Annotated in this window: 10 protein-coding genes; 8 read left to right on the top strand and 2 right to left on the bottom strand. The window is 72.7% G+C overall.

Translation table 11 applies throughout. From position 1 onward, the window contains the following. The 7 genes from JHD21_RS16535 to JHD21_RS16505 form a co-directional block, all read left to right on the top strand. On the top strand, positions 1 to 1052 hold a 1052-nt coding region (locus JHD21_RS16535; protein ID WP_292677422.1), incomplete at its 5' end, for a RecQ family zinc-binding domain-containing protein. A gap of 13 nt (positions 1053 to 1065) precedes the next feature. Beyond that, positions 1066 to 1413, top strand: a complete 348-nt coding sequence (locus JHD21_RS16530) for a helix-turn-helix transcriptional regulator (protein ID WP_292677420.1) — start codon at positions 1066 to 1068, stop codon at positions 1411 to 1413. Between the two features lie 25 nt (positions 1414 to 1438). Further along, a complete protein-coding gene (locus JHD21_RS16525; RefSeq protein WP_292677418.1) occupies positions 1439 to 1912 on the top strand; it encodes a hypothetical protein in 474 nt (157 codons plus the stop codon). A 22-nt stretch (positions 1913 to 1934) separates the two neighbouring features. Then, positions 1935 to 3020: a hypothetical protein gene (locus JHD21_RS16520; RefSeq protein ID WP_292677416.1), complete on the top strand. Its 1086-nt coding sequence runs from the start codon at positions 1935 to 1937 to the stop codon at positions 3018 to 3020. A gap of 33 nt (positions 3021 to 3053) precedes the next feature. Beyond that, a complete protein-coding gene (locus JHD21_RS16515; RefSeq protein WP_292677414.1) occupies positions 3054 to 4136 on the top strand; it encodes an iron ABC transporter permease in 1083 nt (360 codons plus the stop codon). Then, positions 4133 to 5167, top strand: coding sequence for an iron chelate uptake ABC transporter family permease subunit (locus JHD21_RS16510; protein WP_292677411.1), 1035 nt, complete (start codon positions 4133 to 4135; stop codon positions 5165 to 5167). Before JHD21_RS16515 ends, JHD21_RS16510 begins: the two co-directional genes overlap by 4 nt. Positions 5168 to 5170: 3 nt before the next feature. After that, a complete protein-coding gene (locus JHD21_RS16505; RefSeq protein ID WP_292677409.1) occupies positions 5171 to 6010 on the top strand; it encodes an ABC transporter ATP-binding protein in 840 nt (279 codons plus the stop codon). A 6-nt stretch (positions 6011 to 6016) separates the two neighbouring features. On the opposite strand, the gene JHD21_RS16500 is transcribed toward JHD21_RS16505, so the two are convergent. Beyond that, entirely contained in the window at positions 6017 to 6505 is a 489-nt protein-coding gene (locus JHD21_RS16500) for a glutathione peroxidase (RefSeq protein ID WP_292677407.1), read from the bottom strand. Positions 6506 to 6527: 22 nt separating this feature from the next. Beyond that, positions 6528 to 8024, bottom strand: coding sequence for an alkaline phosphatase PhoX (locus tag JHD21_RS16495; RefSeq protein WP_292677406.1), 1497 nt, complete (start codon positions 8022 to 8024; stop codon positions 6528 to 6530). Between the two features lie 98 nt (positions 8025 to 8122). Here JHD21_RS16495 and JHD21_RS16490 point away from each other — a divergent pair, with 98 nt between their 5' ends. Next, positions 8123 to 10840 carry a DEAD/DEAH box helicase gene (locus tag JHD21_RS16490; RefSeq protein ID WP_292677405.1) on the top strand — a complete coding sequence of 906 codons (2718 nt, stop codon included), beginning with the start codon at positions 8123 to 8125 and terminating at the stop codon, positions 10838 to 10840. Positions 10841 to 10950 lie beyond the last annotated feature (110 nt).

Genomic DNA, 10950 nt, shown 5'->3' with positions numbered 1-10950 from the left:
TCGTGCTGCTGCCGGCGCTCGAGGACCGCGACATCTGGGCCTACTTCGCCTCGCTGTCGTTCCCCCGTGAGCAGCAGGTGCGCGAGACGCTCGAGGCGCTCGCCGAGCACGACGGTCCGGTGGGGCTCGCGGCCCTCGAGACTCGCGTCGACCTCAACCGCGGCCGGCTGGAGACCATGCTCAAGGTGCTCGACGTCGACGGCGCCGTACGCCGCGTGCAGGGCGGCTGGGTCGCGACCGGCCAGGACTGGTCCTACGACGCCGACCGCTACGCGCGGGTCGCCGAGGCCCGCGAGCGCGAGCAGGCCGCGATGCTGGCCTACCTCGAGACCACCGAGTGCCGGATGAAGTACCTCCGCGAGCAGCTGGACGACCCGGGCGCGGAACCCTGTGGGCGCTGCGACAACTGCGGCGGTCTCACCCTGTCGGCCGCCGTCTCCGAGACCGCAGTGCAGGAGGCGGGCCAGCGGCTGTCCCGTCCGGGCGTGCCGGTCAACCCGCGCCGGATGTGGCCGTCCGCGCTGCCGACCCTCGGCATCCAGCTCAAGGGCAAGATCGCCGACGGCGCCGAGGAGGGCCGGGTCGTGGCCCGGCTGACCGACCTCGGCTACGGCGAGCAGCTGCGCGCGCTCTTCCGGCCCGGCACCCCCGACGGTCCGGTGCCGGACCCGCTGGCCCGGGCCGTCGTCGCCCTCCTCCAGGACTGGAGCCCCGAGGTCGACGCGATCGTCGCGGTCGAGTCCGCGACCCGGCCCACGCTCACCGGCGACCTGGCGGCCGGGCTCTCCCGGTTCCTCGGGGTCCCGGTCGTGGGCCAGTGGGCGATCGTCGACCCCGACGTGCCCCCCGGGCGCGGGCAGGCCAACTCCGCCCAGCGGATCGCAGCGATCGGGCGGAGGGCGAGCCTGCAGGCCGACATCCCCGCCGGTGCGCGCGTGCTGCTCGTCGACGACCGGGTCGACACCGGCTGGACGATGACGCTGGCGACGCAGGCGATCCGCAAGGCCGGCGCCGCCGCGGTCATGCCACTCGCCCTGGCGTCTCAAACTTGATAGCATCTGTGCTATGGGCACGATGGGCAACGACCTGGTCCGTGAAGCACGCAAACGGGCCGGCCTGACCCAGCGCGAGCTCGCCGACAAGGCCGGCACCACCCAGAGCGCGATCGCCAGGCTGGAGTCCGGCCGGACCCGGCCGGCGTTCGACGACGTCCTGCGGTTGGTGCGGCTGTGCGGGATGGACCTCGACATCATGATGAGTGAGCGCGACGACTCCGACTGGGCGCAGGCCCGCGCGCTGCGCAAGCTCCCACCCGGGGAGCGGATGGACCGCATGGTCCGCTGGGGTCACGAGGTCCGCCGGACCTACCGAGAGGCAGAGGCAAGCCGTGGACGAGGTCGGAAGAGCGCATAGCGGGCCGGACTTCGAGCCCCGCTCGATGCTCGAGGTCCTGGTCCGGCACGAAGTGGACTTCATCCTCATCGGCGGTCTGGCGGCCAACTCCTACGGCTCGCCCTTCCCGACCTACGACCTCGACATCGTCCCGCGCGCCGACACGGCCAACCTCGGCCGACTCTCGAACGCGCTGCGCGAGCTCGATGCGCGGATCAGAGCCGAGGGCGTCGAGGACGGAGTGTCCTTCGACCACGACGCCGCCTCGCTCGCTGCTGTCGGTGTGTGGAACCTGATGACGCCCTTCGGGATGTTGGACATCTCCTTCGTCCCGTCCGGCACGACGGGATACCCGGACCTGGCGCAGGACGCGGTCCCGACACCGGCGTACGGCGTCGTGGTGTCGATCGCGTCGCTCGGCGACATCGTGCGCAGCAAGCAGGCGGCCAACCGTCCCAAGGACCAGCGGGTGCTGCCGGTCCTCCGGGAGATCCTGGACAGACGGCTGGACGACAACTAGAACACGTTCTACCGTGCCGATCATGACGATCCCGACGTTCGACCGGCCGCTCAAGGTCATCCAGTGGACGACCGGCAACATCGGCCGCCGCTCGCTGCACGCGATCCTGTCCCGACCGGACCTCGAGCTGGTCGGTGTCTACGCGCACGGCGCCGACAAGGTGGGCAAGGACGCGGCCGAGCTGTGCGACTGGCCTGCCCCAGATCAGGTACAGCCAACCGGGATCACGGCCAGCAACGACATCGACGCGCTCCTCGCCCTCGGCGCGGACGCCTGCTGCTACAACCCGCTCTGGCCCAGCATCGACGAGCTGGTGCGACTCCTCGAGTCCGGCGTCAACGTGTGCTCCAGCGCCGCCTGGATCACCGGTGGCAAGCAGTCACCGGAGGACCAGGCCCGGATCCGCAAGGCCTGCGAGCAGGGCGGCAGCACCATCTTCGGCAGCGGCGCGCACCCGGGCATGACCAACCTGGTCGGGATGGTGCTGAGCGGGTCCTGCGAGCGGGTCGACTCGATCGTGATCACCGAGTCGGTCGACTGCTCGACGTACGAGTCCGCCGAGACCCAGACCGCGATGGGCTTCTCGCAGCCGCCCGACACCCCGGGCCTCGCCGAGACCGTACGCCGGGAGAGCGAGGTCTTCGCCGAGTCGGCCGCGATGATGGCCGACGCCCTCGGCGTCACCCTCGACCGGCTGACCTTCGACGTCACCTTCACGCCGGCGACCGGCGACAGCGACCTCGGCTTCATGCAGATCCCGGCCGGGACCGTCGGCGGCGTGATGGGCTACCACCGCGGCTGGGTGGGTGACCACAACGTGGTCAGCGTCGGCTTCAACTGGACGATGGGCTCGCACGTCGAGCCGCCGAAGCCGCTCGCGCACGGCCACGTGATCCAGGTCTTCGGCCTGCCCAACATGCGCACGGTGCTGCACTGCCTGCCGCCGGCGGACTGGACCGAGCCGGGGTTCATGGGCCTCGGCATGATCTACACCGCGATGCCGGTGACCAACGCGGTTCCCTACGTCGTGGCCGCGGAGCCCGGGATCGTGACGCTGGCGGACCTGCCGCCCATCACCGGGCGGGTGCTCACCCCTAGGCGAACTTAGGTGAGCCTCACCTGACCCGGTAGTCTGCCGGGCATGTCCCTGGCCGCCGACGCCGCGCCTCGCGCCCACGAGGGCGCGAGCGGGTCGACCGGTCCGGAGGCGCGCGGCGCCGTGCGCCGCGGCTCGTGGCGGCTGCTGTGGCTGCTGGTCTGCCTCGGCGTCCTGGTGGGCGTCGTGCTCGCCTCGATCGCGATCGGGTCCCGGCAGATCCCGGTCGGCGTCGTGATCGACGCGCTCACCGACCCCTCCACCTCGGACGACGAGCACGTCGTGGTCCGGTCGCTGCGGGTGCCCCGCACGATCGCGGGGCTGCTGGTGGGCGTGGCGCTGGGGCTGGCCGGCGCGGTGATGCAGGGCGTCACCCGCAACCCGCTGGCCGACCCCGGGCTGCTGGGCGTGAGTGCCGGCGCGTCGTTCGCCGTCGTCTTCGGCATCTCGATCCTGGGTGTGGGCAACGCCCTCGGCTACATCTGGTTCGCCTTCGTGGGTGCCGCGGTCGCCTCGGTGGTCGTCTACACCCTCGGCGCCATCGGCCGTGGCGGGGCGACCCCGGTCAAGCTCGCGCTGGCCGGAGCCGCGGTCACGTCGTTCCTGCTGTCGATGACGACCGCGATGCTGCTGATGGACCAGAGCACCCTCGACGAGTACCGGTTCTGGGCGGTCGGCTCGATCGCCGGGCGGGACCGTGACGTGCTCACCCAGCTCGCGCCGTTCATCGTCGTGGGCGCGCTGATGGCGCTCGCCGCCGGGCCGGTGCTCAACTCGCTGGCGCTCGGCGACGACGTCGCCCGGTCCCTCGGCAGCCGGGTCGGCCTGGCCCGGGCGTTCGCGGCCGCCTCGGTCGTGCTGTTGGTGGGTGCCGCGACCGCGCTCGCCGGCCCGATCGGCTTCGTCGGCCTGACCATCCCGCACGTCGCGCGGGCGATCACCGGCCCGGACTACCGGTGGGTGCTGGCCTACTCCATGGTCCTGGCGCCGATCCTCCTGCTGGGCTCCGACGTCATCGGGCGGGTCGTGGCCCGGCCCGGCGAGCTCCAGGTCGGCATCGTCACCGCCGTCGTCGGCGCTCCCTTCTTCGTCATGCTGGTCCGTCGCCGCAAGCTGGCCGAGCTGTGACCGCCCTGGCCGTCCAGACCGTCCGCCGGGCCCGGGTCACCGGCCGGGCCCGCGGTCTCTCGGTCAGCGTGGTGCTCGCCGCCGTCGCCTTCGTGCTGTTCTGCCTGTCCATCTCGATCGGTGACTTCCGGGTCCCGCTGGCCGACGTCGTCCCCGCGATCTTCGGGGCGGGCGACCCGGCCGCCCAGTTCATCGTCGGCGAGCTGCGGCTGCCGCGGGCGCTCGCGGCCGTCCTCGTCGGGGCGGCGTTCGGCCTCTCCGGGGCGCTCTTCCAGACCCTGGCCCGCAACCCGCTGGCGTCGCCGGACTTCATCGGCATCACCTCGGGCGCGTCCCTGGCCGCGGTCTTCGGGATCGTGGTGCTCCACGCGAGCGGCAACACCATCGTCGTCGCGGCCTTCCTCGGCGCCCTCACCTCGGCGGCGGCGATCTACGTCCTCGCCTGGAAGCGCGGGCTGTCGTCCTACCGGCTGGTGCTCGTCGGCATCGGCGTCGCCGCCGCGGTCGACGCCGGCACGGCCTACCTGCTGACCAAGGCCCGCATCTACGACGTGCAGTCCGCGGTCGTGTGGCTCACCGGCTCGCTCAACGGCCGGACCTGGGAGGACATCCGGCCCCTCGCGCTGGCGATGGTCGTGCTGGTCCCGGCGACCCTCCTGCTCGCCCCGTCGCTCCGGCTCCTCATGCTGGGCGACGAGACCGCCGCGGGACTGGGCCTCCGGGTCGAGCGCTCGCGGTTGCTGCTCGTCCTGCTGGCCGTGACGCTGACCGCCCTCGCGACCGCGGCCGCCGGGCCCGTCGAGTTCGTGGCCCTGCTCGCCGCTCCCATCGCGCGGCGCCTGGTGGGCTCCCCCCTGGCTCTCGTGCCGGCGGCCCTGGTGGGCGCGGTCCTCGTCCTCGGCGCGGACGTCCTGGCCCGCGAGGCGCTCCCGACCACTGCCCTGCCGGTGGGCGTCGTCACCGGCATCATCGGCGCCCCCTACCTGCTCTGGCTGCTCGCCCGCTCCAACCGCATCGGCACTGGAGGCTGACGCATGACCGCACCCACCCAGATCCAGGCCCAGGCCCACCACACCCTGGCCGCCGAGGGCCTGACCCTCGCCTACGACAAGGTCGAGGTCGCCCGCGACCTCAGCCTGGCCATCCCCGCGGGGAAGGTCACCTGCATCGTCGGGGCCAACGCCTGCGGCAAGTCGACCCTGCTGCGCGCCCTGGCCCGGCTGCTCAAGCCGGCGGCGGGGTCGGTCCTCCTGGACGGCCAGCGGATCCACTCGATGTCGACCAAGGAGGTGGCCACCAAGCTCGGGATCCTGCCGCAGACCCCGATCGCTCCCGAGGGGATCACCGTCGCCGACCTGGTCTCCCGCGGCCGGCACCCGCACCAGACCTGGCTGCGACAGTGGTCGGAGCGTGACGAGTCGGTCGTCGTCGAGGCGATGCGGGTGACCGGCACCGTCGACCTCGCCGAGCGTCCGGTCGACGAGCTGTCGGGCGGTCAGCGCCAGCGAGTCTGGATCGCGATGGCGCTGGCACAGGACACCGACCTGATGCTGCTCGACGAGCCGACGACGTACCTCGACCTGGCCCACCAGATCGACGTCCTCGACCTGCTCGTCGACCTGAACCGCAGCCACGGGCGGACCATCGTGCTGGTGCTGCACGACCTCAACCAGGCCGCGCGCTACAGCGACCACCTGGTCGCCATGAAGGACGGCGCCCTGGTCGCCGCCGGCACGCCCGCCGAGGTGATCACCGAGGAGCTGGTCGACCGGGTGTTCGGGCTGGCCACCAGGGTCGTCGTCGACGAGGTCAGCGGGACGCCGTTGGTGCTGCCGATCGGCCGGCATCACACGCCCACCCGGGTCGCCGGCTGAGCGGACTCAGGTCGCCAGGGCCTTCACGGCGTCGACGAGGCGCGGGTCCTCCGGCACGACGCCGGGGCTGAACCGGGCGATCACGGTGCCGTCCGCGGCGACCAGGAACTTCTCGAAGTTCCAGGTCACGTCGCCGGCCTCGCCGTTCTCGTTGGGCGCCTTGGTCAGCTCGGCGAACACCTCGTGCCGGTCGTCCCCGTTGACGTCCACCTTGTCGGTCATCGGGAACGTGACGCCGTACGTCGAGGAGCAGAACTCGGCGATCTCCTCCGACGTCCCTGGCTCCTGGCCGAGGAACTGGTTGCAGGGCACGCCGACCACCGTGAACGCGTCGCCGCCGTAGGTCTCGTGCAGCTCCTCCAGGCCGGCGTACTGCGGGGTGAGCCCGCACCTGCTCGCGACGTTGACCACCAGGGCGGCTCGGCCGCCGGTGATCTCGCCGAACGTCGTCGGGGTGCCGTCGAGCCGGGCGATCTTCGCGTCGAGGATGCTCATCCGGCAAGCGTAGCCAGGCGGGTCAGACCCCGATCCGGCGCCAGGGACCCCAGATCGCGAAGGACATCCCCGCCGACGCCTGGATGTTGACGAAGAGCGTCCGACCGTCGGGGCTGAACGTCGTCCCGGCGAACTCGTCGCCGGACCGGTCCGCCCCCGAGCCGCTCCGCAGCCGGTTGAGAGCGATGTCGAACAGCCGGCCGCGACGGGTCAGTCCACGGATGAAGTTGTCGCCCGAGCTGTCCTCGCAGACCACCAGGGTTCCGTGCTTGGACGTCGTGATGTTGTCCGGCAGGTCCAGGACCAGTGGTCCCGGTGACTGGAAGACGCAGGTGAGCGTGCGGCGTCGGATGTCGTAGGCCCACACCTGCCCGGACCCGTTGCCGTAGCCGTCGGCCGCGGGCGCCGACGCCTCGGGCGCCCCACCGCCCTGGGTGGAGGTGAAGTAGACGACCCCGCGCCGGTAGACCTGTCCCTCCAGCCGGGAGAAGAAGGCTGCGCCCTGCGCCCAGCCCTGGCTGGCGACGTGCACGAGCGCGGTGTCGTTGGGGGTGGGCGCGGTCTCGCCGGGGGTGTGGTCGTACTGGACGTCCGGCTCGGGGATGTCGACCCACTGCACGTCGTACGTCGCGCCGGTGACCTGCTCGGCCGCGAGCTGGGCGTTGTCGACCCCCTTGACCTTGAGCATCTGCAGCGTGCCGCCGTCGAGCAACCGGCCGGCCTTCATCGCCGAGCGCGGCGGGCGGTAGCGGTAGAAGCCCGACGGGAACCCGAAGTTGTCCTCGGTGAGGTAGAGCCGGCCGCCGTCGGGGTCGAAGGACACGGCCTCGTGCGCGAACCGCCCTGCCTGGGTGATCGGCCTCCGGCTCGACTGGCCCTGGCCGGGGTGATGGCTCGCGGGCACCTCGAAGACGTAGCCGTGCGGTTTGGTCAGCGGGACGTTGGACGTGCCGGTGAAGTCGGGGCCGACGTCGGGGCCGTTGACGGTCTCCTCGCAGGTCACCCAGGAGCCCCACGGCATCTGGCCGCCCGAGCAGTTCATCATCGTGCCGTTGAGGCTGGTGAACGACCGGATGACCTGGCCGTCGGGGGTGACCTGGACCGTGGTCGTGCCGCCCCGGGCCATCGGGTCGTAGGGCGTGCTCGGACCGAACGCGGTCCCGGGGTTGTTGACCTCGTGGTTGCGCACCAGCACGTAGCTGCCGCGGGGACCGTCGAACGCGCCCATGCCGTCGTGCCGTCCGGGCAGGGCGGTGCCGTCGGTCAGGACCACCGGCTGCTCGGTGTCGTGGAAGGAGCGGTAGTGGAAACCCTGCGGGAGATGCAGGCGGACGGCGCCGTCGCGCTGGTCCGGGACCGGGACCAGGGCCGCTGCGTTCGGGGGCTCGTGCGCGCCGGCCGCCTGTCTGGCCAGCAGGCCGGCGAACGGTCCTCCGGCGGCCGCGGCGCCGGCGGTGGTCTTGAGCAGGGTGCGGCGCTCGACGGACCGAGGCGCAGGTCGACGCGTGGACTGGGTCATGGACAGGTTCCCCTCCCGAGAGATCCGTGAACCTCCTCAACCTAGACCCGTTCCGGCCGTGGTCAAGGCCTGTCGACGGTCCGGGCTACCGTCTCGGCGTGGGGTTCGTGCCGGTGACCGGGACCGCGCTGCTGCGCGTCGGTGACCCGCCCCGCGAGGGTGTCGTGGAGTTCAGCGACGAGCGGCGCACGGTGGCCCTGCCGATCCGCGCGGCGCTGCCGGTGCTGACCAAGGCGCACCCGCGCGACGACCTGCACCCGAGCGTCCGGCTGCTCACCTCGGCCGCGCTGCTCGGGCTCCGCCTGGTCGCGGCGGGACGCCTCGAGCCCGCGGCGGGCCAGGTGCCGCACTGGCGCGCCGGCCCGCTGGGGCGGGAGGACGAGGACCGGGTGCGGTCGCTGGTCGGGGACGGCGTCGACGACGAGGTGACGGTGCGCGCGATGCTCGACGCGATCGCCGACGCGATGCCGCGCGCGGCGCCGACCCCGTCGGCTCGACGGCGTACGCCGGCGCCGGCGTCGTTCCACGAGCGGCTGGCCCGGCGCCTGGAGCCGCGGCCCGACGCCGGTGACCTGCCCCAGCTGGTCCGGATCTCGCTGCGGGTCGAGGCCGACGAGGAGGAGCTCGTCGCGGGCTCGGTGCGGCTGGTCCTCCAGGTCCACGACGAGCAGGACCCGCTGCACCTGTGCGACGCCGCGGTGCTCTGGACCGAGTCCGGTCCGGAGGCGAGCCACGGTTCTGGTCATGGGTTCGGCGACCGGGCCCGCACCCACGCGGCGATCGCGCTGCGCGCCGCCGCCGAGGCCTGGCCGGTCCTGGACCGGCTGGCCGAGCTGCGGGTGCCGGACCAGATCACCCTCGACACCGACGAGCTGGTCAGCCTCCTCAACGAAGGCGTGGCCGACCTCGCGGCGAGCGGCGTGGACGTCCTCTGGCCGCGCAGCCTGGGCCGCGACCTCACCGCCACCGCGGTCCTCGAGCGGGCCTCGGTGGCCCCGTCGGACAACGCCCTGGAGACCGGTCTCTTCGGGCCCGACCAGATGTTCAGCTTCCAGTGGCAGGTCGCCCTGCACGGCGAGACGCTGACCGAGGAGGAGATGACCCAGCTCGCCCGGGCCGCCGCGCCGATCCTCAAGCTGCGCGGCAGCTGGACGGTCATCGACCCGGCGGTGGCCCGCAAGGCCCGCAAGCGGCTGATCCGCACCGTCGCCCCAGGCCCCGCGGTCGCCGCGGCGCTGACGGGGACCGTCGAGGTGGGCCAGGGCGACGACGCGGTCGCCGAGCAGGTCGTGGTCGGCGCCAGCCTGCTCGACGTCCGCGAGCGGCTGCTCGGTGCGGCGACCCGCGACCCCGTGGAACCGCCTGCCGCCCTGGCCGGCACGCTCCGCGACTACCAGCGCCAGGGACTGTCCTGGCTCGTCGAGATGACCTCGCTCGGGCTGGGTGCGTGCCTCGCCGACGACATGGGCCTCGGCAAGACCATCACGCTGATCGCGCTGCACCTGCACCGGCAGCAGAGCGGCCACCCCGGGCCGACGTTGGTCGTCTGCCCGGCCAGCCTGCTCGGCAACTGGGAGGCCGAGATCGCCCGGTTCGCGCCGGGCGTCCCGGTCCGCAGGTTCCACGGCGGCCGCCGGACGCTGGACGCCGTCGCGGACGGCTTCGTGCTGACGACCTACGGCACCATGCGGGTCTCGGCCGAGGACCTCGCGGCGGTGCGGTGGGGGCTGGTCGTGGCCGACGAGGCCCAGCACATCAAGAACGCCCGGTCCTCCACGGCCAGGGCCCTGCGCGCGATCCCGCACGGTGCCCGGATCGCGATGACCGGCACCCCGGTCGAGAACAACCTGACCGAGCTGTGGGCGATCCTCGACTGGTCGACGCCGGGCCTCCTCGGCAGCCGGCTCGCGTTCCGCAAGCGCTGGGCCGCGCAGGTCGAGTCCGGTGTCGACCCCGCCGTCACCCGGCAGTTCACCGAGCTGATCAGCCCGTTCGTGCTGCGCCGCCGCAAGTCCGACCCGGGCATCGCCCCCGAGCTCCCGGCCAAGACCGAGACCGACCACCCGCTCGGCCTCACCCGCGAGCAGACCGTCCTCTACGAGGCGTTCGTCAAGGACACCATGGAGCGCATCGAGCGCGCCGACCCGGCGGACCAGGTGACCCGGCGGGGGCTCGTGCTCGCGCTGCTCACCGGGCTCAAGCAGATCTGCAACCACCCGGCACACTTCCTCAAGCAGTCCGGCGCGGTGCGGCTGAGCGGTCGCTCGGAGAAGCTGGACCTCATCGACGAGCTGCTCGGCACGGTCCTGGCCGAGGACGGCGCCGCGCTGGTCTTCACGCAGTACGTCGCGATGGGGCGCCTGCTCTCCGCCCACCTGGCCAAGGGTGGACTCGAGCACCGGTTCCTGCACGGTGGCACCCCGATCCGCGAGCGCGAGTCGATGGTCGCGTCCTTCCAGGCCGGCGACTTCCCGGTCTTCCTCCTCTCCCTCAAGGCGGGCGGGACCGGTCTCAACCTGACCGGCGCCGACCACGTCATCCACGTCGACCGCTGGTGGAACCCGGCCGTCGAGGAGCAGGCGACCGACCGGGCCTACCGGATCGGCCAGACCAAGCCGGTGCAGGTGCACCGGCTCGTCACCCGCGGCACGATCGAGGAGAAGATCGCCGGGCTGCTCACCCGCAAGCGTGCCCTCGCCGACGCCGTGCTGGGCAGCGGCGAGGCCGCGCTGACCGAGCTGAGCGACGACGAGCTGCGCGATCTCGTCACCCTGCGTCGCGACGAGGACCGCCGGCACGGCTGGGACCGGCCGTGACCCGTCCATGGTGATGCGGACCGTCGTCCACCCCCGGGTGGCGCCGCGCAGCGGGTCGGCCCGGGCGAGCTCGTGGTGGCTGACTTCGTGGGCGCGAAGGCTAACAGTGG

It is taken from the genome of Nocardioides sp. (genome assembly GCF_016462705.1).
Lineage (GTDB): Bacteria > Actinomycetota > Actinomycetes > Propionibacteriales > Nocardioidaceae > Nocardioides.
This window is presented reverse-complemented; position numbering and strand designations above follow the sequence as displayed.

Excerpts from the sequence above, each read along its gene's own strand:
- JHD21_RS16525 (WP_292677418.1), top strand. The coding sequence starts at position 1,439 with ATGCTCGAGGTCCTGGTCCGGCACGAAGTGGACTTCATCCTCATCGGC.
- JHD21_RS16530 (WP_292677420.1), top strand. The coding sequence starts at position 1,066 with ATGGGCACGATGGGCAACGACCTGGTCCGTGAAGCACGCAAACGGGCC.
- JHD21_RS16495 (WP_292677406.1), bottom strand. The coding sequence starts at position 8,024 with ATGACCCAGTCCACGCGTCGACCTGCGCCTCGGTCCGTCGAGCGCCGC.
- JHD21_RS16505 (WP_292677409.1), top strand. The coding sequence starts at position 5,171 with ATGACCGCACCCACCCAGATCCAGGCCCAGGCCCACCACACCCTGGCC.
- JHD21_RS16520 (WP_292677416.1), top strand. The coding sequence starts at position 1,935 with ATGACGATCCCGACGTTCGACCGGCCGCTCAAGGTCATCCAGTGGACG.
- JHD21_RS16515 (WP_292677414.1), top strand. The coding sequence starts at position 3,054 with ATGTCCCTGGCCGCCGACGCCGCGCCTCGCGCCCACGAGGGCGCGAGC.
- JHD21_RS16500 (WP_292677407.1), bottom strand. The coding sequence starts at position 6,505 with ATGAGCATCCTCGACGCGAAGATCGCCCGGCTCGACGGCACCCCGACG.